We start from the raw sequence: 23,907 nt of genomic DNA, 5'->3' as shown, positions 1-23,907 counted from the left end.
CCCGCAGAACGGGCTCCGTGGGCTCCCGCGGGTTTTCCTAGGAAATTTCCGACAGCGTCCCACAGACACTTAGCACAAGAAATAAAGAAAGAAGTTGCCCATGAATGTAAGACAACTGAGCGGCGCCGCATTATTTGTTGAGCATATATTGCCGACGCGCATTGAGGAGTTTCAGCCTGATACTCGGCCATGACTCTTTCCTTGAGATGAAAGTAATCATTCAATTATCAGGGCTTACATAATGATTAGAAGATACAGATCGAGAGCAAAAACCAGTTCAGTTGCTGAACCGGCCCACCGACAGATCGATGGAACGTCCCATTTGGAGTGATTGCCAGCAAAAGAGTCCGCATTCGCGCGGACTCTTGGCGGAGAAAGGGCTAGGCAGGTTCGACCTGAAGGGCGACCCGTTCGCGACAAGGGCATTCGCCCATATAGCGGTGCGCTTCGACAAACTCGGAAAACGGGAAGACCCGGGTTTTGAGCGGCAGCAATACGCGGTCGGCGGTCAGTTGGTTGATGTCACGCAGGGCTCGCTGCAATGCGACCTGGTCCTGAATGATGCCCAGTTCCGGCTTGCCGGTGAAGTTACCGATGCAGTGCACGAAAAACTGAATGTTCTTCTGGAACGCCGCGCAGGCCGGGAATGGCGTCTGGTTACCCCCTTGCAGGCCATAGAGCACCAGGCTGCCACGAGGGGCGAGCACATCGCCGAGCAGCGACATTTGCGGTCCGCCAAGGCCATCGAACACCACATCGACGCCGCGGCTATCCGTGATCTTGTTGATCTGCAGCAGCAGATCCTGTTCTTCAGTGACGATGACTTTCTCGGCACCCAGAGACAACAGGTACTCCCGCTCATCCGCGGTTTTGGTCGCAGCAATCACCCGCACACCAAGGGCTTTGCCCAGCTGCACGAACGATGGCCCGGCGCAGTGGCTGGCGTCGGTGACCAAGGCAAATTGCCCGGGTTTGACTCGCGCCAGATCAACGTAGGCAAAGTAGGCGACCAGCAGCGGCGTGTAATGAACGCTGGCTTCGATCGGGCTGAGCACGTCCGGGTAGCGGGTCAACGCCGTGCGTGGCAGAACGATCTGTTCGCCATAGACCGGATAGTCGTTAGGGCTTTCGGCCGGGAAACTGGCCACCTTGTCACCGATAGCCAGGTCATCGACGCCCTCGCCGAGCGCCGTGACCACACCGGCCATTTCGCTGCCAAGGCCTGACGGCAGACGTGCATGGGATGAGGCCAGGTTCTGGCGCCAGAGAATGTCATACCAGCTGATGCCTATCGCTTCGACGCGCACCTGCACTTCGCCCGGCGCAGGCAGAGCGGCCGCATGCTCTTCGCATTTGAGCACCTCGGCTGGACCAAACTTGTGAAAACGGATCGTGCGGGACATCGCAAACCTCGTCAAAGTAACCTCTAATGCCCTGAACTTTATCTGGGCTTTTTACCCAAGACCATCAGTGGCTATTAATAGTCGACATGCCTGTCATTGATTCCGCAGCGACGGCGACATCATCCAATGCCGTGAAAAACCGAAGCAGCCTTTCAGAAAAAACTGAATTACCCTATGCAGAGTACCAGTCTTTCCCCGTAAGATTCATGCCGGCCATTGTTCTCATATGGCCGCTCACGTCAAGTTTGCTGAATCTGCCAGGACTCCAGATGAATCGTAATGACCTGCGTCGTGTCGACCTGAACCTGTTGATCGTTTTCGAAACACTGATGCACGAACGCAGCGTGACCCGCGCTGCGGAGAAATTGTTCCTCGGCCAGCCGGCCATCAGTGCGGCGCTTTCGCGCCTGCGCGGGCTGTTCGATGACCCGTTGTTCGTGCGCACCGGCCGCAGCATGGAGCCTTCCGCCCGTGCGGTGGAAATCTTTGCCCTGCTCTCGCCGGCCCTGGATTCGATTTCCACCGCGGTCAGTCGTGCGGCGGAATTCGACCCGGCGACCAGCACCGCGGTGTTCCGCATCGGCTTGTCGGACGATGTTGAATTCGCGCTGCTGCCGATGCTGCTCAAACGCCTGCGCGCGGAATCGCCGGGAATCGTGCTGGTGGTGCGTCGGGCCAACTACATCCTGATGCCGAGCCTGCTCGCCTCGGGCGAGATCTCCATTGGAGTGAGCTACACCGCCGACCTGCCCGCCAATGCCAAGCGCAAAGTGCTGCGCCGCAGCATGCCGAAACTGTTGCGCGCCGACACGGTACCGGGACCATTGAGCCTGGATGACTTCTGCGCCCGCCCCCATGCGCTGGTTTCGTTCGCTGGCGACCTGAGCGGCTTTATAGATGAAGAGCTGGAGAAGCTGGGGCGCAAACGGCATGTCGTGCTGGCGGTGCCGCAGTTCAATGGGTTGAGCACACTGATCAGCGGGACTGATATCGTCGCCACGGTCCCGGATTACACCGCCGAAGCGTTGACGGCAGCCGGTGGTGTGCGGGCGGAAGACCCGCCATTGCCAGTGCGCAGTTTTGAGCTGCACATGGCCTGGCGTGGGTCGCAGGATAACGATCCGGGGGAGCGGTGGTTACGGTCTCGGATTCAGATGTTCTTTGGGGATCCGGATAGCCTGGCCTAATGCGCGCCGAACGGCCTTGCAAGTCCTGGTCCTGCAGGCCCCGTGGTCAACCACGGCGGTATGGACGCGCTGACTGGTTTAATCAGCCCTGGGGAGCCTCATCAGCGGTTGGCCGATGATGCCCCAGAGTTCCCGAGGCCATGATGAACTCGATGACACCCCCGCAGCTTAACGCTTCATAGCCGGATCACGGGATGATGATCCATTGCAAAATCTCCATAGGCGAGCATCGCGTTATCCCAATTCACATCCAGATGAGACGCCATCACCTGAAGGTCACGCCAGTGCCGCTGCACCGGGTTCGCCTCGAAAATCGCCGCAGTTCCCATGCATCAGCACCCAGGACGAATCCGGCTTTCATGACGCCCAGCGCACAGGCGATGGTTTCGATGGAGGTCGGTGCATGAAGTGCGACCCGATCATTCGCCGCCATCCCTGTGCCCGTTAACTGCCGGGCGACCACACAGGCGAGGTTCGTCCAATGCTCGGTAGGTGATCTTTCGGCCACTGATGGTCAGTGCAATCTTGTCCGGCATTCGCTCGGCATGGTCTTTTACATAGTCATGGAACTGTTTCATCTGGCCACCTCGCCGCCATCTGCCAAGTTTGACGACGAAGCGCCGTCTTCGCTATTCGCCTGTACGGCGTCATTATCCTTGGGGGCGAGCAACACAATTGCCCCCACCATCACTTCGAAAATCCCGGCACCGACAATCACCAGGCCGGTTTCAAAACGGGCATACAGCGCAGCACCGCAGGCACCGGCAATCAAAATCGACGCACCCAATGTGGCGAACCGCAGTCTTGCCAATCCGGCGATTTCGCTTTGCCGGAAACGGGTTTGAATGAGCAGAATGAATGAGATGTCGATCAGTGGCCCGCCGAGTGCCGCGAGACTTGCGCCGACCATCATCCCCGTCAAAACGTGTTCCGGTGGCAGGTACAGCACGGCCGCACCGATGATCGCGATGCCCAGGCCGTTTACCATGGAGCCGAAGGTAAACCCGTGATACAAGCGGCGGATTTGCAGATTGCCCACAACAAAAATGGAGATCAGGTTCCCTGCTCCATAAGCCCCCATAATCAGGCCGTAGGCAGAAAAACCTTGGACGCCGAATCCCTGGATATCGTATTTGACGACTGCCAGCGCCATGCCTATCGATATACCCACGCTCCAGGCGACATTGCCCAGCCCGGCACACACATATACCGTCTGCATCTGGCTGCGTCCCGCAAGGCTTCTCCAGCCGGCGGTAAATCCGGCACGCCGGCTGGTTGCCTTGACAGGTTGGCGCGGCAACGCTTTGCCCAACTTCATGACCGCCCACGCGCAGATCAGGAAGGTGATGCTGTTCAGGGTAAACAGATGCTCGATCGGAATCAGCAGCGTAATCGCCGCTGCCAGCATTGGTCCGATCACCCGAGCGACACGGATGATGGCATCGAACAGCGCGTTGACCGATTGCAACTGGTCCGGCGCCGCGGTAATCCGCGGAAGACTGGCGCGTAGCGCCGGCTCGAACAACGAGTTTACGATCATCATGAGCATGAGCGGCACCGCCAGCATCCACAGACTCATAATGCCGAGCGCCCAAGCAAGCACCGGAATCAGAGCAATCCCGGCTCTCGCCAGGTCGGCGCCGATCATCGTGCGACGGTGGTCCCAGCGCTCTGCCCATATCCCCCCCAGCAAAGCACCAGCCAACGCGGCGGCACCGCGTAAAGCACTAAGCCAGCTTGCATCAGTTCCGGCGATCTGCACCGCCATCCAGGCAATGGCAATCGCGAAAAGTTCGTCACCGATTGAAGAAAGCGCCAACCCTCCCCACAGCAAGGCTACGGGCCGCTGAAGCAACGGCCTGAACAATTTCATATCATCAACTCCGCGCAGTCACTCAACAGGTCTGAAAAAAGCCTGTTGTCTCGTTATTCGTTGCTTGGAAACGACTGGCCCGTCGAACAGGCAGTCCATTTCGGAACTCAGTACGAAGAGGCTCTCTGACTGTTTATGGAGTGGCGCTCGGTGCCTGTGGCAAATGGTAAAGCCCACTCCGTCCTTCTCTGTCAGCAGGCGATGGCTGATGCTGAAAAAATCGGTTTTTTCAACATCGCGGATACTACGAACAAACATATTCAGTTCCTTGTGAATATAGAGGCTTACCGTCTTGAACGTACAAAGGGAGCAGCGTGGTTGCGGCATTTCAAGCCAATCCCTTACATTCCTTACAACACTGAATTGTCATTATTTCATTTGATAGCTCCCTAATGGGAGGCGCATGCTAGAGGGCTCGCAATGAGCTTATATCATTCCGAATGATAGTTACCTTCGCTTCATTCGATTCGTGCCATACACCCTCGCCAAGCATCATCCGTCCATCTCAATACATTGGCGGATGCATCCATGGAACAGTCACTCAAACATTTGCGCTTCCCCTTGGCCCTGTTGGCCGTGCTGGTGATGAGCGCTTGCGGCAAGACCCCGGACGCTGCCGCCACGATGCCCGCGGCCAAAGTCAGCGTGGCCAAGGTGCTGGAACAACCGGTCAACGAGTGGGATGAATTCACCGGGCGCCTTGAAGCGCCGGAAACGGTAGAGATTCGTCCACGGGTTTCCGGCCAGATCGATGATGTGGCCTTCACCGAAGGCGCGTTGGTCAAGAAAGGTGACCTGCTGTTCCAGATCGATCCGCGCCCCTTCCAGGCTGAGGTCCGCCGCCTCGAAGCCTTGGTTGCCCAAGCTCGCGCCACCGCCACCCGCAGCGAAAACGAAGCCCAGCGCGGTGAACGTCTGCGCACCAGCAACGCGATTTCCGCCGAACTTGCCGACTCGCGCACCAGCGCGGCGCAAGAAGCCCGCGCCGCCGTCGGCGCGCTCCAGGCGCAACTGGACCTGGCCAAACTGAACCTGAGTTTTACCCGCGTCACTGCGCCTATCAGCGGCCGTGTCAGCCGTGCGGAAATCACCGCCGGCAACCTGGTAACCGCCGATACCACCGCGCTGACCAGCGTGGTGTCCACTGACAAGGTTTACGCCTACTTCGACGCTGACGAGCGCGTATTCCTCAAATACACCCAGCTCGCCCGCCAGGGCCAACGCGGCGCAACCACGCCGGTTTACCTGGGCCTATCCAATGAAGACGGCAACCCGCACCAAGGCCAGATGAACTTCGTCGACAACCAGGTCAACCCGAAGACCGGCACCATCCGCGGTCGCGCCGTGTTCGACAACAGCGACGGTACCTACACCCCGGGGCTTTATGCACGCCTGAAACTGGTGGGCAGCGGCACTTATTCCGCGGTGTTGATCAACGACGAAGCAGTCGGTACCGACCTGGGTAAAAAGTTCGTGCTGGTGATGGATGCCGACAACAAAACGGCTTACCGCCCTGTCGAACTGGGTCCGAAGATCGAAGGTCTGCGCATCGTGCGCAGCGGCCTGAACAAAGACGACACCATCATCGTCAAGGGCTTGCAACGGGTTCGCCCTGGTTCACCGGTCACCCCTGAAGTGATCCCGATGGCCAGCCAGGAAACCCTCGCGGCTCTCGCACAACAACGACAAGCGCTGGAAGCCAGCAACCTGCCCCAAGTCGCACCTGCCAAGGTCGCGCCGGGTACGGTTGTGAAAGTGGCTGCTGCGACTCCACGCGGTTAAGGGACAATTACTCCGATGAATTTTTCCCAATTCTTCATTTCACGGCCGATCTTCGCAGCGGTACTGTCGCTGCTGATCCTGATCGCCGGCGCGATCTCGCTGTTCCAGTTGCCGATCAGCGAATACCCCGAAGTCGTACCGCCGACCGTTGTGGTCCGCGCCAACTTCCCGGGCGCCAACCCTAAAGTCATCGGTGAAACCGTGGCCGCTCCGTTGGAGCAAGCCATCACCGGCGTCGAGAACATGCTGTACATGTCCTCGCAGTCCACCGCCGACGGCAAAATCACGCTGACCATCACCTTCGCCCTGGGCACTGACCTGGACAACGCGCAGGTACAGGTGCAGAACCGCGTGACCCGGACCGAGCCCAAGCTTCCCGAGGAAGTGACGCGCATCGGTATCACCGTCGACAAGGCGTCGCCCGACCTGACCATGGTTGTGCACTTGACCTCGCCGGACAAACGCTACGACATGCTCTACCTGTCCAACTACGCCTTACTCAATATCAAGGATGAGTTGGCGCGTCTGGGCGGTGTCGGTGATGTGCAACTGTTCGGTATGGGCGATTACTCGCTGCGGGTGTGGCTCGATCCGAACAAGACCGCTTCGCGCAACCTGACTGCCACCGATGTGGTCACCGCGATTCGTGAACAGAACCGTCAAGTGGCGGCCGGTGCCCTGGGCGCTCCGCCTGCGCCGAACGCCACCGCGTTCCAGCTGTCAGTGAACACGCAAGGCCGTCTGGTTTCCGAGGAAGAGTTCGAGAACATCATTATTCGCTCCGGTGAGAATGGTGAAATCACTCGCCTGAAAGACATCGCTCGCGTCGAACTCGGCTCCAGCCAATACGCCCTGCGCTCCTTGCTGAACAACCAGCCGGCGGTGGCGATCCCGATCTTCCAGCGCCCTGGCTCCAACGCGATCCAGATCTCCAACGACGTTCGGGAGAAAATGGCCGAGCTGAAGAAGAACTTCCCGCAAGGCATGGACTTCAGCATCGTTTATGACCCGACGATCTTCGTGCGCGGCTCCATCGAGGCGGTGGTTCACACCCTCTTCGAAGCGCTGATCCTCGTGGTACTCGTGGTGATCCTGTTCCTGCAAACCTGGCGTGCCTCGATCATCCCGTTGGTGGCAGTGCCGGTTTCGCTGATCGGTACGTTTGCCGTGATGCACCTGTTTGGTTTCTCGTTGAACGCGCTGTCGCTGTTCGGGCTGGTACTGGCCATCGGTATCGTGGTCGACGATGCGATTGTGGTGGTGGAGAACGTCGAGCGAAACATCGGGCTCGGATTAACCCCTGTCGAAGCCACCAAGCGTGCGATGCGCGAAGTGACCGGTCCTATCATCGCGACGGCGCTGGTGCTGTGCGCGGTGTTTATCCCGGCGGCGTTCATCTCCGGCTTGACTGGGCAGTTCTATAAACAGTTCGCCCTGACGATTGCGATTTCGACCGTGATCTCGGCCTTCAACTCGCTGACCTTGTCGCCCGCCCTGGCTGCGGTGTTGCTCAAGAGCCATGACGCGCCGAAAGACCGTTTCTCCAAGGTTCTGGACAAGCTTTTCGGTGGCTGGTTGTTCCGTCCGTTCAACCGTTTCTTTGACAAGGCCAGCCATGGTTATGTCGGCACTGTAGGCCGGGTTATCCGCAGCAGCGGTATCGCCTTGCTGGTATACGCCGGCCTGATGGTGTTGACGTTCTTCGGTTTCTCCAACACGCCGACCGGTTTCGTACCTGGCCAGGACAAGCAATACCTGGTGGCCTTCGCGCAACTGCCGGATGCCGCGAGCCTGGACCGTACCGAAGAGGTGATCAAGCGCATGTCCGACCTGGCGCTGAAACAGCCTGGTGTAGAAAGCGCCGTGGCCTTCCCGGGTCTGTCGATCAACGGTTTCACCAACAGCCCTAACGCCGGCATCGTGTTCGTCACCCTGAAACCGTTCGACGAGCGCAAGGATCCGAGCATGTCCGCCGGTGCGATTGCCGGTGCATTGAACGGCCAGTACGCCGGGATTCAGGAAGCCTACATGGCGATTTTCCCGCCGCCGCCCGTACAAGGCCTGGGCACCATTGGCGGTTTCCGCCTGCAGATCGAAGACCGGGGCAACCTGGGCTATGACGAGCTGTACAAAGAAACCATGAACATCATCACCAAAAGCCACAGCGTGCCGGAACTGGCCGGCCTTTTCACCAGCTACACCGTGAACGTGCCACAGGTCGATGCCGCCATCGACCGGGAAAAAGCCAAGACCCACGGCGTGGCCGTCAGCGACATCTTCGACACCCTGCAGATCTACCTGGGTTCGCTGTATGCCAACGACTTCAACCGCTTCGGTCGCACCTATCAGGTCAACGTTCAGGCCGAGCAACAGTTCCGCCTTGAGTCGGACCAGATCGGTCAGTTGAAAGTGCGTAACAACCGCGGCGAGATGATTCCGCTGGCGACCTTCATCAAGGTCAGCGACCCCTCGGGGCCGGACCGTGTGATGCACTACAACGGCTTCATCACCGCTGAAATCAACGGTGCGGCAGCCCCCGGCTACAGCTCCGGCCAGGCCGAGAAAGCCATCGAGAAATTGCTCAAGGACGAGTTGCCCAACGGCATGACCTACGAGTGGACCGACCTGACCTACCAGCAGATTCTGTCCGGCAACACCGCGCTGTTCGTGTTCCCGCTCTGCGTATTGCTGGCGTTCCTGGTGCTCGCGGCTCAATACGAAAGCTGGAGCCTGCCACTGGCGGTGATCCTGATCGTACCGATGACCCTGCTGTCGGCCATTACCGGTGTGATTGCCTCGGGCGGTGACAACAACATCTTCACCCAGATCGGCTTGATCGTACTGGTGGGACTTGCCTGCAAGAACGCGATTCTGATCGTTGAGTTTGCCAAGGATAAACAGGAAGAAGGCCTCGGCCCGCTGGCAGCAGTGCTGGAAGCTTGCCGTCTGCGTCTGCGGCCGATCCTGATGACCTCCTTCGCGTTCATCATGGGTGTGGTGCCGCTGGTTTTCTCCAGCGGTGCAGGTGCTGAAATGCGTCATGCCATGGGCGTGGCGGTGTTCTCCGGGATGCTCGGGGTGACCTTCTTCGGTCTGTTGCTGACGCCAGTGTTCTACGTACTGATTCGTAACTTTGTGGAGCGCGGTGAAGCGCGCAAAGCAGCCAAGGCGCTGAAATTGGAAAAGCCACTGGAGGCGCAACAATGAGCCTGAAAGCCTTCCTGCCGAGCCTTCTGGTGCTGGCCTTGAGTGCCTGCGCCGTCGGCCCGGACTACAAAACCCCAACCACGGAGGCGGCCAACATCACGGCCGCCACCGATGGCAGCGCCGGTCAGAAGAACTTCGACCGCGCCCGTTTCGAAGGCATCTGGTGGCAGCAGTTCGACGATCCGACCCTCAACCAGTTGGTGACGCAATCCTTGCAAGGCAACCGTGATTTGCGCGTGGCCTTCGCTCGCTGGAAAGCGGCCCGGGCGATTCGCGATGACGCCAGCAATGACGCCATGCCGACCATCACCAGCCGCGCGAGCAGTGATCTGGCCAAGGGACAGATTCCCGGCCAGACCACCGACCGGGTCAGCAGTGAACGCTATGACCTGGGGCTGGACATGGCCTGGGAACTGGACTTGTTCGGTCGTATCCAGCGCAACCTGGAATCCAGCGACGCTGAACAGCAGGCCGCCGAAGCCGATCTTTACCAACTGCAAGTCACCATGATTGCCGAACTGGTGGACGCTTATGGCCAACTGCGTGGCGCACAGCTGCGGGAAAAGATCGCCCTGGCCAACCTGAACAACCAGCAGGAATCGCGCAAGATCACCGAAAACCTGCGTGATGCCGGTGTCGGCGATCAGTTGGACGTGGTTCGCGCCGATGCGCGTCTGGCCTCTGTCGAAGCCAGCGTGCCGCAACTGCAGGCCGAACAGGTGCGTCAGCGCAACCGCATCGCCACCCTGCTGGGTGAGCGTCCGGACAAGCTGACCGTCGACCTGAGTCCAAAAGACTTGCCAGCCATCGCCAAGGCCCTGCCGATCGGTGATCCGGGCGAACTGCTGCAACGGCGTCCGGACATCCGTAGCGCCGAACGCCAACTGGCGGCCGCCACCGCGCGCATCGGCGTGGCCAAGGCTGACTTGTTCCCACGGGTCAGCCTCAGCGGCTTCCTCGGTTTCACCGCCGGGCGCGGATCGCAGATCGGTTCGTCGGCGGCCAACGCCTGGGCACTGGGCCCAAGCATTACCTGGGCGGCATTCGACCTGGGCAGCGTGCGCGCCCGTTTGCGCGGTGCCGATGCTGAAGCCGAAGGCGCCCTGGCGACCTACGAGCAGCAAGTGCTGCTGGCGCTGGAAGAGTCGGAAAACGCCTTCAGCGATTACGGCAAACGTCAGCAACGCCTGATCTCGCTGATTCGTCAAAGCGAATCCAGCCGCGCCGCTGCCGATCTCGCCGAGATTCGTTACCGCGAAGGCACCGTGGACTTCCTCGTGCTGCTTGATGCCCAGCGTGAGCGCCTCGCGGCGGAAGATACCCAGGCCCAGGCCGAAGTCGATTTGTATCGCGGCATTGTCGCAATCTACAAAGCCCTTGGCGGCGGCTGGCAACCAGAGACGGTCGCCAGCAAGTAACGTTTCAACGAGCTCCTTTGGTTGGCCACAACCAACCAATTCTTTTGCCCCGCGCCTCATTCGGTCGCGGGGCTTTTTTTTGATTCTCACAGAACCTGTGGGAGCGGGCTTGCTCGCGAAGAGGCCGGTACATCCGACAGATATTCTGTGGCTGGCATACCGCATTCGCGAGCAAGCCCGCTCCCACAGGGATTTGGGGGTGTCAGGATTGGACAGTTCTGCGCCCCCAAGGCTCGAATCGCGAAAAACTCACGCCTGGTTTGACTCACAGCCCGGCCTGACCGAAGCTGATCACTTTGCAAAAACCTGCCACCCCGGATTCCTGCATGCCTCAGTCCCGCCGCTACTTGCTCATCAGCGTTTGCGTATTGTTTGCCCTCGCCCTTGCCTGGTTTTTCCTGCGCAGCACGACGCCTGTGGTGCCGGCGGCGATCAAGCATGGCTACAGCGAAGCGCTGGCCCAGGCTCGTGCAGGTCAACCGGGGGCGGCGCGGGTGCTTTATCAGCAACTGGGTCGCCCTGACCTGTCGGCCAAGCGTCGTGTCTGGCTGCACGCCGAGCTGCCCAACTACCCAAGCCCGCAAGCCCTGAAACTGGCGGATGCGGACCTTCAACACGCCTCGGCGGATGTGCGCATTGCAGCGATCAAAAGCATCAGTGGGCTGGTGTCCAGCGGGCAGCGCAGTCTATTGCTGGGGCCTTTGCTCGATGACAGCGATCCGAGCGTAAGGTTTGCGGCGGTCAATGCCTTATTGGGGCTGACACCGGATGAACTGGGGTTGTACTTCGGCCCCCTGGAGCAAGCCATCGATGCCTGGGAGCAGCTCCTAAAGCGTCAACCGCAAAGCGCCGAAACCCAATACCAACTGGCGCGCCTGCACTTGCACAATGCCGAGTTGAAGGACGCGCAGCAGGCCTTGGAGCGCACGTTGCAACTGGCGCCCGGCAATCTGCCGGCACTGGTGATGCAAATCGAAGTGCTGGATAAACAGGGGCAAAGCGATGCCGCCAGGCAATTGTTGGCAAAACAATTAAAAGCCCAACCTGACTCGGCCTATCTGCAACATGCGCTGGGACTCTGGTTGCTGCATCACGGGCAAAGTGAGTTCGCCCTGCTCGGGCTGTCCAAAGCGGTGGAGCTTGAACCGGACAACAAGGAATATCGCTACGACTTGGCCACTACGCTGCATGCTGAGCAAGAGCTGGAAGCGGCGCAGAACCAGTTGCAGGAAATCGTCCAGCGCCACCCGGCCGATCGCAAGGCGCGGGTGCTGCTGATCAATTATTGGAAGGAAAGCGGTCAGTTGCAGAATGTGCAGATTCTGTTGGCGCAGCTTGAACAGCTCAACCCGGATGATCCGGCGTTGCAGCAAGGGCTTTAATCAAGATCGAAAGATCGAAAATCAAGATCAAAAGATCGCAGCCTTCGGCAGTTCCTACGCGCCTGTGGGCGCTGCCGAAGGCTGCGTTCGAGCGTCCCCGAACGCAGCCTTCGACAGCTGCTATAAATCAGAGCAGCAAAAGGTTGAACCGCCGTCTCGGCGAAGGGTCAAGTGATCAGGCAGTCCACTCAGGCACTTTCAGCCTGTAGCCTCGCTTCCCCTAGTCATGAGAGGGCATTTCTTGTCTATATCTAACGAGTTGATCAGTGCAAAAGCCGCCACCGGCATTGAAGGTCTGGATGATATCCTGGCCGGTGGATTGTCCCGCGGCCACGTGTTCTTGCTGGAGGGTGAACCCGGAACCGGCAAAACCACCGTCGCATTGCATTTTTTGCTGGCTGGCGCCCATGCCGGCGAGCGCTCGTTGTACATCACTCTTTCGGAAACCGAGCGCGAGCTGCGCCAAGGGGCGTTGTCCCACGGCTGGGAGCTGGACGAGAACATCCACATCTTCGAGCTCACCCCGCCGGAAAGCCTGCTCAATGCCGAGCATCAGCAGAGTCTGCTGTATTCTTCGGACCTGGAGCTGGGTGAAGCCACCAAACAGATTTTCGAAGCGGTCGAACGGGTCAAACCGACCCGCGTGGTGGTCGACAGCTTGTCTGAAATCCGCCTGTTGGCTCAAAGCTCTTTGCGCTACCGTCGGCAGATTCTGGCCATCAAGCATTACTTCGTGCGCTACGAAGCCACGGTACTGCTGCTGGATGACCTGACCACCGAGGCCCTCGACAAAACCGTGCACAGTGTGGCCCACGGGGTTATTCGTCTCGAAGAATTGACGCCCAACTACGGCGCCGAACGCCGGCGCATCCGCGTGGTGAAGTATCGCGGCCAAAAGTACCGGGGTGGTTTCCATGACTTCACCATCATGGGTGACGGCGTGCATGTCTTCCCGCGCCTGGTGGCAGCCGAACATCGCGGCCGTTATATCCGCCAGCAGTTGACCAGTGGCATCCCGGAAATGGATGCCCTGCTTGGTGGCGGTATCGAGACGGGGTCCAGCACTCTGATCCTCGGCCCGGCCGGTACCGGAAAATCGCTGATCTCGATGATCTTCGCCGCTGCGGCGGTGGCCCGTGGCGAAAAAGCCGCGTTGTTCATTTTCGATGAAGAACTTGGGCTGCTGTTCGAGCGGATGAAAAACATCGGCATCGACTTGAAGGCCCTGGAAGCAACCGGCAACTTGCTGATCGAGCAAGTGGACGCCGCCGAATTGTCTCCCGGCGAATTCTCCTACCGGGTTCGTCGTTGTGTTGATGAGGGCAATATCAAAACCGTGGTGATCGACAGTATCAACGGCTATCAGGCGGCAATGCCTGAAGAAAATGCGCTGGTGCTGCACATGCACGAGTTGCTGCTGTACCTCAATCGCCAAGGCGCCGCGACCTTCATGACCGTCGCCCAACATGGGCTGGTCGGTGACATGCAAGCCCCCGTCGATATTACCTATCTCGCCGACACAGTCATTCTGCTGCGCTATTTCGAAGCCCTGGGCAAGGTTCGCCGAGCGATCTCGATCATCAAGAAACGTACCGGCAGCCACGAATCGACCATCCGCGAATACCGCATCAGCAGCCGAGGCATGACGATCGGCAAACCACTGGATGCCTTCCAGGGTGTATTGCGTGGCGTGCCCACTTATCTGGGCGCGAGCAATCCGCTGCTTGAGGAAGATGCCCGGTGACGGCCATGGAGGCAATGTCCGAGCGTGCGATCATTCTTGCGCCGTTGGGACGCGACAGCCAGATCGCGCTGATGATGCTCAACGAGGCAGGAGTCGAAGGGATCATCACAAAGGATCTGGTCGCGTTGTGCAACGAGCTGTCGCTAGGTGCCGGCCTGTTGGTGATTGCTTCCGAGGCCTTATTGGGCGCCGACCTTGAACCGTTGCTGAGTCTGATCGAACAGCAACCGGCATGGTCGGATCTGCCGATCGTGCTGCTGACCCATCACGGTGGCCCGGAGCAGAACCCTGCGTCGCGACTCGGGTCGCAGTTGGGCAACGTGACTTTCCTTGAGCGCCCGTTCCATCCGGTCACTCTGATCAGCCTGGTCACCACCGCGTTGCGCGGGCGACGTCGGCAGTATGAAGCCCGAGACCGGTTGATTGACCTGAGCCAAAGTGAACTGCGCCTGCAAAACACTCTGGAAACCCTCGAGCAACAGGTTGAAGAGCGCACCGCGCAATTGCGCCGCAACGAAGAGGTCCTCAGGCAGTCGCAAAAAATGGAAGCGGTCGGCCAACTCACCGGCGGCATTGCCCACGACTTCAACAATATGCTGACCGGCATCATCGGCAGTCTGGAGCTGCTGCGTCGACGCCTGGCGCGCGGACGCACCGAAGACCTGGACAGCCTGATCGATCTTGGAGTGACCTCCGCCAACCGCGCAGCGGGCCTGACGCATCGTTTGCTGGCGTTCTCCCGCCGTCAGTCGCTGGATTCAAAACCGGTGCAAATGAACACTCTTGTGGTGTCCATGGACGAGCTGTTGCAACGCAGCATCAACGAGAGCATTCAGCTGGAAATGCAGCTGGACGAGCAGCTGTGGGTGGCCGAGGCAGATCCCAACCAACTCGAAAGCGCCCTGCTCAACCTGGTGCTCAACGCCCGGGATGCCATGCCCGACGGCGGAAAGCTGCTGATCAAAACCTCCAATCAGCATCTGGACATGGCGTTCACCGCGGCGCACAGCAATCTGCAACCGGGCGATTACATCGTGCTGAGCGTCACCGATACCGGTTACGGCATGCCGCAAAGCACCATCAACCGGGCCTTTGATCCCTTCTTCACGACCAAACCCATTGGCCAGGGCACAGGCCTGGGGTTGTCGATGATTTACGGTTTCAGCAAACAGTCCGGCGGCCATGCGAGCATTCACAGTGAAGTCGGAAAAGGCACCACGGTCAGTCTGTTTTTGCCGCGCTTCAGCGGCGAACTGGTCCAGGATACCCAAATCGATGCCCACCACGCGCCTTACGCCCGGGATGGCGAAACCGTGCTGATCGTCGAGGATGATCCCGCAGTGCGAGTATTGGTCAGTGCCGTATTGAGTGAATTGGGTTACGCCTACGTTGAAGCGAGCGATGCCGACAGCGCCATGCCGATACTCAACTCCGGCCAGCGAATCGACTTGCTGATCAGCGACGTGGGACTGCCGGGCATGAACGGCCGGCAACTGGCGGAAATCGGCCGGCAATATCGGCCTGATCTGAAGGTATTGTTCATCACCGGGTATGCCGAACACGCCGCCGTGCGCGGTGGTTTTCTTGATCCGGGCATGCAGATGATCACCAAGCCGTTCACTTTCGATTTGTTGACGGCGAAGGTGCGGGAGATGATCAGCGTCTGAGATCTCGTGCAGGAGCTGCCGAAGGCTGCGATCTTTTGATCCGGGCCGTCGCGCAGGCGCGAAAAGATCAAAAGATCAAAAGATCAAAAGATCAAAAGATCAAAAGATCAAAAGATCGCAGCCTGCGGCAGCTCCTACACGGGGGGCCAGCCGTCTTCAGGACAGCATGTCCTGCATGATCTTTTGCAGCACATCCAGATCGAACGGCTTGGCCAGGATCGGCGCTTTGCGGGTGATCGGGCTGTCGGTCTCGCGAATTTCCTGCGGGTAACCGCTGATGAAGATGACCTTGAGCTCCGGTCGCAGCTTCACGGCGGGCTCGGCGATCTGCACGCCAGTGATTCCCCCCGGTAAGCGGAAATCGGTGATCATCATGTCCAGATGCGGTTTGCTCGCCAGAATTTCGAAGGCCTGCTCGCCGTTTTCGGCTTGCAGTACCCGGTAACCCTCACCCGACAAGTAAGCAGACAGCACCATCAAGATCGATGGGTCATCCTCGACGATCAGTACCACATCTTGTGCATCTTCACTCATGGAAAGCCTTTGTTCGGTCAATAGCTGCTGATACGACCTTGCGGTCACTCAGAGGTTGCGTTTATCGGGCTGTTTTCCTGCACCGGCAGACAAACGCGAAACAAGGCGCCTTCGCCAATCCGGCTCTCGACGGTGATGGAGCCACCGTGGGCGGCGACAATCTGCTCCGAAATAAACAGCCCCAGGCCCAGCCCCGCTACAACGGCCTTGGCGCAAACGCGTTCAAATTGCTGAAAAATGCGCGGCTGATCCTCTTCACTGATCCCGATACCGCGATCCTGAACCTCAACCCACGCTTGCCCGTCCTGATTGTACACGCGTACGTCGATCAGGCTCTTGGCGCCATAACGCAGCGCATTGGTCAACAAATTGGAAACCACTTGTTCGATACGGAATTCGTCCCAGTGCCCCATCACCGGCTGCTCCGCCGTCAAGGTGACCGACGATTGCGCGGCCTCGACCTGCGGGGCAAAGTTTTGTAGAAGATTGTTCACCAGTTGTACAAGGTCAAACCGGCTGGGGCGGATCGACAGCTTGCCGGTGCGGATCCGCGACACATCGAGCATGTCTTCGATCAGGCGGATCAGGCTTTTGATCTGCCGCTCGTCGCGGTCGACCATGGCGTGCATCTTGTCCAGCGTGAATGCTGCAGCGTTATTCCGGGCCAGGTGCATTTTGCGCAACTGGGTTTCGAGAATCAGGCCATTGAGCGGTGTACGGACTTCATGGGCCACGATGGACATGAAGTCATCACGCATGCGCACCGCCTGCTCCAGCTCATTCTGGGTGTTCTGCAACTGTTTGAGCAGCGCCTCCTGCTCCCGGCGACTCTGCTCCAGGGCTTCGACCTGATACTTCATCGCCTTACTCTGGCGATACAGGTCGACAAAGACATTGACCTTGCTCTTGACCGCATGAATATCCAGCGGCTTATGCAGAAAGTCTACCGCACCGCTTTCGTAGCCCTTGAACGCGTAATTCAGCTCGCGGCCGGCTGCGCTGACGAACACAATCGGGATGTTTTTGGTTTTTTCCGTGCCACGCATCAACTCGGCCAGTTCGAAGCCGTTCATGCCCGGCATCTGCACATCAAGAATGGCCATGGCGAATTCATGCTGCAACAACAGCGACAAGGCTTCGTCGGCGGACAAGGCCTTGTAGACGATACGGTCTTCACGCCTGATCAATGCATCGAGCGCCAGAAGGTTCTCCGGCAGATCGTCGACGATCAGTAATTTGGCCTGGACATTACTCAACATGCGATTCGTTCCACCTCGACGAACAGACGGCCAATGCCGCGAAGATCCAGCCGATGAGTATCCAGCACAGCCCTATTCATGATTTGCGATAGATCCGTTCTGATTTGACCAATGCTTCAAATTGATTGCCATAGGCCGAGAAATCCAGGGTTTCCTTACTGCCCAGTGCCAGAAACCCTCGATGACACAGCGATTCGTGAAACAAGCCAAACGCACGTCCTTGAAGTTTTTTGTTGAAGTAAATCAATACATTACGACATGAAATCAATTGAGTTTCCGAGAACACACTGTCGGTCGCCAGGCTGTGGTCGGCGAAGGTCACGTTGTCGCACAGGCTCTTGTCGAAAATCGCATAACCATAGGCCGCCGTGTAGTAATCGGCGAACGAGCGCTGACCACCCGCTTGCTGGTAGTTGTGAGTGTAGGCCCGCACGTTCTCCAGGGAAAAAATCCCCTGCCGCGCTTTATTCAGCGAATGCGGATTGATGTCCGTGGCATAAAGAATAGTGCGATCCAACAGGCCTTCTTCGCGTAGCAGGATCGCCATCGAATAGACCTCTTCGCCGGTGCTGCAACCGGCGATCCAGACCTTGATCGACGGATAAGTCTTGAGCAGTGGCACCACTTCCTGACGTAGCGCCAGAAAATGCGAAGGGTCGCGGAACATTTCACTCACCGGAATCGTCAGCAATTGCAGCAGCTGCATGAATGCGCTCGGACTGTGCAGAACCTTCTCTTGCAGCGCCGAGATGGTTTTGCACTCGAACTGACTCAAGGCGTGATTGACCCGGCGTTTGATCGACGCGCTGGAGTAATCGCGAAAATCGTAGCTGTACTTGAGGTAGATCGCCTCGATCAACAAGCGCAATTCGATGTCGGTACCGCGCTCCACTAGATGCGTTCCATCTTGGGTAACCACACACGAATCAGCGAAAACAGGCGATCCAGGTCAATGGGTTTGGCCAGGTAGTCGTTGGAACCGGCCTGCAAGCAGCGCTCCTGATCGTCCTTCATCGCCTTGGCCGTCACCGCAATGATCGGCAGCTTGCGCCAGCGTGGATCCTTGCGGATTTCGAGGGTGGCTTCGAAACCATCCATTTCCGGCATCATCACGTCCATCAGCACCAGATCAATGTCCTCGACTTCATTCAATTTCTCGATCGCCTCACGGCCGGTGCGGCCAATGACCACGACGGCGCCCTTTTGCTCCAATGCACTGGTCAACGCGAAGATGTTGCGTACATCGTCGTCAACCAACAGCACTTTACGACCCTCGAAAACCTTGTCGCGGCTGCGGGCGATCTTGAGCATCGTCTGACGCTCCTGGGACAAACGGGATTCGACCTTGTGCAGAAAAAGTGTCACTTCGTCCAGCAACCGCTCGGGTGAGCGAGCGCCCTTGATGATGATCGAACGCGAATACTTGCGCAGCTCGGCCTCTTCGTCCCGGGTCAGGTTACGTCCGGTATAGACGATCACCGGCGGGAACGAGCAGATATCTTCGGTGGACATGCGTTTGAGCAAGTCATTGCCGAGCATGTCCGGCAGCTTCAGGTCGATGATCATGCAGTCGAAAATCGTGGTGCGCAGCAAGTCCAGCGCATCCTGCGCCAGGCCGACAGCGGTGATTTCAATGTCCTCGTCGCCTATCAACCGGGCGATGCTGTCGCGTTGCACATCGTCGTCTTCAACCAACAAGACCCGTTTGACCTTTTGCGTCAGTTTGGCTTCCAGGAGGGCAAATACCTCCTTGAGCTCCTCGCGGGTGGTGGGCTTGACCGCATAACCGATGGCGCCCATGTGCATGGCCGCCTCGACCCGGTCTTCGACCGAAATCACGTGCACCGGGATGTGCCGGGTTTCGGCATGTTCCTTCAGGCGCTGCAATACCGTCAGCCCGGAATGATCCGGCAGGCGCATGTCCAGCAGAATCGCATCAGGGAGGAACTGCATGGCCAGGTCGTAGCCTTCGTCGGCGCCGTGGGCCACCAGGCATTGATAACCCAGTTCATGGGCCAGATCGTAGAGAATGTGTGCAAAGTTTGGCTCATCTTCCACGACCAGAATGCAGCGAGTAGCGAATGGCGCCTTGTTGCGATCATCGTCGAAACGCAGAATGTCGACGTCGGCAATCAGCGGCCCAGGCGCAGCGACCACGGCATTTTTCGGCACGGCAACTGGGGTGGCGCCCGTCGCCTCGACAGGCGCCTCATCCGGTTCGACATAGTGCTGCGGCAGCACCAGAGTGAACACACTGCCCTGCCCTGGCGTGCTGGTCACGCTGATGGAGCCGCCCAATAATGTGGCCAGATCACGGGAAATCGACAACCCCAGGCCGGTGCCGCCGTAACGACGGTTGATGGTGCCATCGGCCTGACGGAAGGCTTCGAAAATGCTTTCCTGTTGATCCGGCGCGATACCGATGCCCGAATCGCGGATGATAAAGGCAATGCCCTCGCCCGGTTGAGCAGCGACGCTCAGGCTGACAGTGCCTTTCTCGGTGAACTTCACCGCGTTGGACAGCAGGTTCTTGATCACCTGCTCCAGGCGCTGACGGTCGGTGAACAGCATCAGCGGCGCGTCGGCCAGCAATTGCACCTGGAAATCCAGGTTCTTTTGCGCAGCCAACGGCTGGAACATGCCACGCAGGCCTTCCACCAGACGCGCGACACTGGTGTTTTCCGCTCGCACCTCAAGCTTGCCGGCCTCGACCTTGGAAATGTCGAGAATGTCGTTGATCAGGTTGAGCAAATCGTTGCCGGCGGAATAAATCGACTCGGCGAACTTGACCTGCTCGGCACTGAGATTTTCCTGCGGGTTTTCCGCCAACAGCCTGGCCAGAATCAACGAACTGTTCAGCGGGGTACGCAGTTCGTGGGACATGTTGGCGAGGAATTCGGATTTGTACTTGCTGGAGCGCTGCAACTCTTCGGCACGCGCCTGCAGCTCGACCTGGGCCAGATTCAGCTCGGTATTTTTCTGGTCCATGGCATCGCGTTGCGCGGCCAGGATCTGCCCCTGCTCGGCGAGTTGTTCGTTGGTTTGCTCCAGCTCCACCTGCTGGGCTTCCAAGTGAGTTTGGGACGCCTTGAGAATCCGTGATTGCTCTTCCAGCTCCTCGTTGGCGCTCTTGAGTTCTTCTTGCTGAACCTGCAGCTCTTCATTGAGTTGCTGGGCCTCAGCCAGTACTTCCTGCAAGCGCTGGCGATAGCGGGCGGCCTCGATCGAGGTGCCGATGTTGCCGGCAATCAATTCGAGCAGTTCAACATCACGATCCGTCAGCGTGCGCAAGAAACCCAGTTCGATCACACCATTGACCCGATCATCATCGCTGGTCGGCACCACCAATACGCTATGCGGCAAACCTTCGCCCAGGCCGGAACTGACTTTGAAGTAGTCGCCGGGAACGTGATCCAGACGAATTAAACGCGCCTGTTGCGCCACCTGGCCGACAATCCCTTCACCACTGTAGATCTGCTGTTCAAGCGCTTCCTGTTCGCGGGAAAAACCGTAAGACGCGATACGCTTCAGGCCACCATGATCCTCACGGACATAGATCGCCGCGACAGCCGTGCCTAAATATTGGGCACAGAACTGCAAAATGTTGCGCCCCAACACATTGAGCGATAGTTGCCCCAGGACTTGTTCGGCCAGTTCGGTCTGGCCATTGCGTAACCAGGCTTGCTGTTCCAGACGCCGGGCACTGGCCTGTTGTCCGGCAAGGTTGGCGCTGTAGCTTTGCGACAGTTTGAGTAGGTCCCGACGGCCAATGTAGGCCAGTAACCCGCTGATAGCGGCCACGAACAGCAGATAAAGGGCGATGCTCCAGATCGTGGTGTGGCGCACTTCCTCGTTGCGTGTAGCACGCAATTGCTGCTCCAGGTCGATAACGTCTTCGAACTGCTTGCGGATCTCGTCGGTCAGTCGCTTGCCACGCCCGGCCTTGACGGCGCCACGGTAGTCACCGTTGGCGCGCTGCAAATCGATCATCGCTTGCGCGTAATTGGCCCATTCCAACTGCAAGGCCTGGAGCCGGCGCAGACGATCAGTCTGGACCGGATTGTCAGCGGTCAATTCGAGCAAAGTATTGAGCGCGACGGCGATTCTCGGCTTGGCCGTCTCGTAGGGATCGAGGAAATGTTCGTCGCCACTGAGCAGGAACCCACGCATGCCGGTTTCCAGATCGACGGTCAGCTTTATCGCCTCATTGGCATTATTGATCACCCGGTCGGTGTGCTGGACCCATTGGATCACTGACAGCAGGTAAGTGATCAGCGAAACGAAGAAAACCGCACTGATGACGCCCACGCCCAATGGCAGACTGACGTTACGGCTCAGGAGTTTACGGAATCGTTGCTCATCAACCGAAGACGCAGAGGTCATGGGAAGCCTTGTCGTGCTGTTGAAAGGCATCGAGTCTGCCCCAAAACGTCCGGACTCATCCATTTTTCTGACATGTTTTGCGGTAAAAACCTGCATTTAGCTGCTCTGGGACAAAGGAGCGGTTATTCTCTGCGGCTCTGGTGCGGCTATTGTCTTTGTAACGCGTCGGGAACTTGTCGTGATTCGTCACTGACCCATGCTGGAGTCCGGCGGTTTCGATTGTCCGGCAACCGCGAATTCAACCTTTGAGAACCCCACTATGTCCGCTGACACCTCCACCATTCTAGTCGTCGAAGACGATGCCATCGTGCGCGAGCTGATCGTCGATGTGCTGGAGGAACTCAAATTCAAGGTGCTTGAGGCGGACGGCTGTGAAACGGCGCTGGAGTTCATCAACGATGAAGACCAGCACATCGACTTGCTGATGACGGATGTGGGGTTGCCGGTCATGGACGGTCGGGAATTGGCCAGGCAAGCGCGCATGCTGCGTCCCGGGTTGCCGATTCTGTTCGCCAGCGGCTATGCCGAAAGCATCGAGGTGCCGGACGGCATGTATCTCATCGGAAAGCCATTCTCTATCGATCAGTTGCGGGACAAGGTCAAGGACATCCTCAAGGCCTGACTTTGCTCGCGCCCCCATTCTCTCCGTTCCCTACCCGCTTCAAGGAATACCCGTCAATGAGTCAGCCCCGCGCAACCAAAGTCCTGGTGATTGGTTACGTCTGGCCCGAGCCCCGCTCTTCTGCGGCCAGTGGGCATGTGATGCAAATTCTCGATATGTTCCTGCAGCAAGGCTGGGACATCACCTTCAGCAGCCCGGCCGGCACTGGTGAGCATCGTGCGGATCTGACTGCGCTGGGCATCCGCGAAGTGCCGATCGAGTTGAATAACAGCAGTTTCGATACCTTTGTCAGTGAACTGGCACCGGATATCGTGTTGTTCGACCAGTTCATGATGGAAGAACAGTTCGGCTGGCGAGTAGAGAAACACTGCCCCGACGCCTTGCGCGTGCTGGAGACCTCTGACCTGCAAAGCCTGCGACATGCCCGGCATCAGCGACTCAAGGAACGCTTGAAGGGCAGTGATGACGCCAATGATTTTGGTGAGTTGTTCGCTCCTGCATTGCGCGAAGAGTTCGAGCTCATGGCCGATACCGATCTGGCGAAACGGGAGATCGCCGCGCTGTATCGCTGCGACTTGAACCTGATGATCTCCGAAGTGGAGATTGAATTGCTGGTGGAGCAGTTCGGGTTACCGCAACAACTGCTGCACTGGTGCCCGTTGATGGTCGAACCGCTGACCACCGCATCGCCAGCCTTTGAAGACCGGGCGCATTTCCTCAGTATCGGCAACTTCCGTCACGCGCCCAATTGGGACGCCGTGCTCTGGATGAAAACCACGATCTGGCCGCTGATCCGTGCGCAGCTGCCAGAGGCGCAACTGCATATCTATGGCGCCTATACGCCACCCAAAGCTACCGCCCTGCACAATGCGGCCCAAGGGTTTCATGTGATGAACTGGGCAGAAGATGCATTGCAAGTGATGTCTGCGGCGCGGGTCTGCCTGGCGCCGTTACGCTTTGGTGCGGGTATCAAAGGCAAGATTGTCGACGCCATGCTGTGTGGCACGCCCAATGTCACCACTCCGATTGGCGCAGAAGCGATGCACCGCGAACAACCGTGGCCGGGGGCCGTGACCCGTACCGCGCGTGAGTTCGCCGATTGTGCGGTTCGTCTTTATAAAGACAAAGACCTCTGGACGAGCGCCCAATCCCATGGGCAGATGCTATTAGCCGAGCGTTATCAGCCGGCGGTACATGGCCCGGTGCTGATCGAGAAGTTGTTGTATTGCCAGCAACACCTGGCACAACTTAGAAGGGATAACTTTACCGGCAGCATGTTGCGCCATCATCATCACAAAAGCACTCAATACATGGCGCAGTGGATTGAAGCAAAAAATCGCATTTAAAAAATGCCGAACTTCGCCCGCCGAACACAACAAGAGCATTCTCGACCACACACTTGGCATCAAAGCGCATCTTGGCGAACAAAATTAAAACCACTATAAA

The 23,907-nt window shown here is 58.4% G+C and carries 18 protein-coding genes; 10 read left to right on the top strand and 8 right to left on the bottom strand.

The features are described 5' to 3' along the window. Window positions 1–380: 380 nt before the first annotated feature. Entirely contained in the window at window positions 381–1,403 is a 1,023-nt protein-coding gene (locus ABH909_RS17125) for a zinc-dependent alcohol dehydrogenase family protein (RefSeq protein ID WP_429435287.1), read from the bottom strand. 269 nt (window positions 1,404–1,672) lie between these two features. Here ABH909_RS17125 and ABH909_RS17120 point away from each other — a divergent pair, with 269 nt between their 5' ends. Continuing rightward, on the top strand, window positions 1,673–2,590 hold the full coding sequence (locus tag ABH909_RS17120; protein ID WP_008156370.1) for a LysR family transcriptional regulator: 918 nt from the start codon (window positions 1,673–1,675) through the stop codon (window positions 2,588–2,590). Window positions 2,591–2,766: 176 nt separating this feature from the next. On the opposite strand, the gene ABH909_RS17115 is transcribed toward ABH909_RS17120, so the two are convergent. The 3 genes from ABH909_RS17115 to ABH909_RS17105 form a co-directional block, all read right to left on the bottom strand. Further along, the gene (locus ABH909_RS17115; protein ID WP_429435284.1) at window positions 2,767–2,919 is read right to left on the bottom strand and encodes a hypothetical protein; all 153 of its coding nucleotides are present in this window, start codon (window positions 2,917–2,919) and stop codon (window positions 2,767–2,769) included. Window positions 2,920–3,009: 90 nt separating this feature from the next. Further along, entirely contained in the window at window positions 3,010–3,168 is a 159-nt protein-coding gene (locus ABH909_RS17110; RefSeq protein WP_429435282.1) for a hypothetical protein, read from the bottom strand. Further along, on the bottom strand, window positions 3,165–4,463 hold the full coding sequence (locus tag ABH909_RS17105; protein ID WP_429435279.1) for an MFS transporter: 1,299 nt from the start codon (window positions 4,461–4,463) through the stop codon (window positions 3,165–3,167). The genes ABH909_RS17110 and ABH909_RS17105 overlap by 4 nt, the downstream gene beginning before the upstream one ends. Window positions 4,464–4,613: 150 nt before the next feature. Here ABH909_RS17105 and ABH909_RS17100 point away from each other — a divergent pair, with 150 nt between their 5' ends. The 7 genes from ABH909_RS17100 (at window position 4,614) to ABH909_RS17070 (ending at window position 15,663) form a co-directional block, all read left to right on the top strand. After that, window positions 4,614–4,856, top strand: a complete 243-nt coding sequence (locus tag ABH909_RS17100) for a hypothetical protein (protein ID WP_429435277.1) — start codon at window positions 4,614–4,616, stop codon at window positions 4,854–4,856. A 135-nt stretch (window positions 4,857–4,991) separates the two neighbouring features. Next, window positions 4,992–6,245 (top strand): multidrug efflux RND transporter periplasmic adaptor subunit MexE, encoded by a 1,254-nt coding sequence (gene mexE, locus ABH909_RS17095; protein WP_429435275.1) that lies wholly within the window; start codon window positions 4,992–4,994, stop codon window positions 6,243–6,245. Between the two features lie 15 nt (window positions 6,246–6,260). Beyond that, a complete protein-coding gene (locus ABH909_RS17090; RefSeq protein ID WP_429435272.1) occupies window positions 6,261–9,452 on the top strand; it encodes an efflux RND transporter permease subunit in 3,192 nt (1,063 codons plus the stop codon). Continuing rightward, complete coding sequence (locus tag ABH909_RS17085) at window positions 9,449–10,870, top strand: efflux transporter outer membrane subunit (protein ID WP_429435269.1); 1,422 nt, start codon at window positions 9,449–9,451, stop codon at window positions 10,868–10,870. The genes ABH909_RS17090 and ABH909_RS17085 overlap by 4 nt, the downstream gene beginning before the upstream one ends. A 326-nt stretch (window positions 10,871–11,196) precedes the next feature. Next, entirely contained in the window at window positions 11,197–12,252 is a 1,056-nt protein-coding gene (locus ABH909_RS17080) for a tetratricopeptide repeat protein (protein ID WP_429435266.1), read from the top strand. A gap of 241 nt (window positions 12,253–12,493) precedes the next feature. Continuing rightward, window positions 12,494–13,996 (top strand): ATPase domain-containing protein, encoded by a 1,503-nt coding sequence (locus ABH909_RS17075; RefSeq protein WP_429435264.1) that lies wholly within the window; start codon window positions 12,494–12,496, stop codon window positions 13,994–13,996. Further along, window positions 13,993–15,663, top strand: a complete 1,671-nt coding sequence (locus tag ABH909_RS17070; protein ID WP_429435261.1) for a response regulator — start codon at window positions 13,993–13,995, stop codon at window positions 15,661–15,663. The genes ABH909_RS17075 and ABH909_RS17070 overlap by 4 nt, the downstream gene beginning before the upstream one ends. Window positions 15,664–15,819: 156 nt before the next feature. Here ABH909_RS17070 and ABH909_RS17065 read toward each other — a convergent pair whose 3' ends face one another. The 4 genes from ABH909_RS17065 to ABH909_RS17050 form a co-directional block, all read right to left on the bottom strand. After that, on the bottom strand, window positions 15,820–16,197 hold the full coding sequence (locus ABH909_RS17065) for a response regulator (protein WP_429435258.1): 378 nt from the start codon (window positions 16,195–16,197) through the stop codon (window positions 15,820–15,822). Window positions 16,198–16,241: 44 nt separating this feature from the next. After that, window positions 16,242–17,456 (bottom strand): hybrid sensor histidine kinase/response regulator, encoded by a 1,215-nt coding sequence (locus tag ABH909_RS17060; protein WP_429435255.1) that lies wholly within the window; start codon window positions 17,454–17,456, stop codon window positions 16,242–16,244. A 76-nt stretch (window positions 17,457–17,532) separates the two neighbouring features. Next, on the bottom strand, window positions 17,533–18,348 hold the full coding sequence (locus ABH909_RS17055; protein WP_429435252.1) for a CheR family methyltransferase: 816 nt from the start codon (window positions 18,346–18,348) through the stop codon (window positions 17,533–17,535). Further along, window positions 18,348–21,839, bottom strand: coding sequence for a response regulator (locus ABH909_RS17050; protein ID WP_429435250.1), 3,492 nt, complete (start codon window positions 21,837–21,839; stop codon window positions 18,348–18,350). Before ABH909_RS17050 ends, ABH909_RS17055 begins: the two co-directional genes overlap by 1 nt. A 259-nt stretch (window positions 21,840–22,098) precedes the next feature. Between ABH909_RS17050 and ABH909_RS17045 the strand changes: the two genes are divergently transcribed. Together ABH909_RS17045 and ABH909_RS17040 are read left to right on the top strand one after the other, a co-directional pair. Next, window positions 22,099–22,461: a response regulator gene (locus tag ABH909_RS17045; protein ID WP_429435248.1), complete on the top strand. Its 363-nt coding sequence runs from the start codon at window positions 22,099–22,101 to the stop codon at window positions 22,459–22,461. A 56-nt stretch (window positions 22,462–22,517) separates the two neighbouring features. Then, a complete protein-coding gene (locus ABH909_RS17040; protein WP_429435246.1) occupies window positions 22,518–23,807 on the top strand; it encodes a glycosyltransferase in 1,290 nt (429 codons plus the stop codon). Window positions 23,808–23,907: the final 100 nt, after the last annotated feature.

Source organism: Pseudomonas sp. BS3782 TE3695, from assembly GCF_050435305.1.
Classification (GTDB): Bacteria; Pseudomonadota; Gammaproteobacteria; order Pseudomonadales; family Pseudomonadaceae; genus Aquipseudomonas.
Note: the sequence above shows the minus strand (reverse complement) of the source record. Positions and strands in the feature narration are given on the sequence as shown.

Bases quoted from the DNA above. Each gene is read 5' to 3' on its own strand.
- ABH909_RS17125 (WP_429435287.1), bottom strand. From the start codon at position 1,403: ATGTCCCGCACGATCCGTTTTCACAAGTTTGGTCCAGCCGAGGTGCTC.
- ABH909_RS17120 (WP_008156370.1), top strand. From the start codon at position 1,673: ATGAATCGTAATGACCTGCGTCGTGTCGACCTGAACCTGTTGATCGTT.
- ABH909_RS17115 (WP_429435284.1), bottom strand. From the start codon at position 2,919: ATGGGAACTGCGGCGATTTTCGAGGCGAACCCGGTGCAGCGGCACTGG.
- ABH909_RS17110 (WP_429435282.1), bottom strand. From the start codon at position 3,168: ATGAAACAGTTCCATGACTATGTAAAAGACCATGCCGAGCGAATGCCG.
- ABH909_RS17105 (WP_429435279.1), bottom strand. From the start codon at position 4,463: ATGAAATTGTTCAGGCCGTTGCTTCAGCGGCCCGTAGCCTTGCTGTGG.
- mexE (WP_429435275.1), top strand. From the start codon at position 4,992: ATGGAACAGTCACTCAAACATTTGCGCTTCCCCTTGGCCCTGTTGGCC.
- ABH909_RS17090 (WP_429435272.1), top strand. From the start codon at position 6,261: ATGAATTTTTCCCAATTCTTCATTTCACGGCCGATCTTCGCAGCGGTA.
- ABH909_RS17085 (WP_429435269.1), top strand. From the start codon at position 9,449: ATGAGCCTGAAAGCCTTCCTGCCGAGCCTTCTGGTGCTGGCCTTGAGT.
- ABH909_RS17080 (WP_429435266.1), top strand. From the start codon at position 11,197: ATGCCTCAGTCCCGCCGCTACTTGCTCATCAGCGTTTGCGTATTGTTT.
- ABH909_RS17065 (WP_429435258.1), bottom strand. From the start codon at position 16,197: ATGAGTGAAGATGCACAAGATGTGGTACTGATCGTCGAGGATGACCCA.
- ABH909_RS17060 (WP_429435255.1), bottom strand. From the start codon at position 17,456: ATGTTGAGTAATGTCCAGGCCAAATTACTGATCGTCGACGATCTGCCG.
- ABH909_RS17050 (WP_429435250.1), bottom strand. From the start codon at position 21,839: ATGACCTCTGCGTCTTCGGTTGATGAGCAACGATTCCGTAAACTCCTG.
- ABH909_RS17045 (WP_429435248.1), top strand. From the start codon at position 22,099: ATGTCCGCTGACACCTCCACCATTCTAGTCGTCGAAGACGATGCCATC.
- ABH909_RS17040 (WP_429435246.1), top strand. From the start codon at position 22,518: ATGAGTCAGCCCCGCGCAACCAAAGTCCTGGTGATTGGTTACGTCTGG.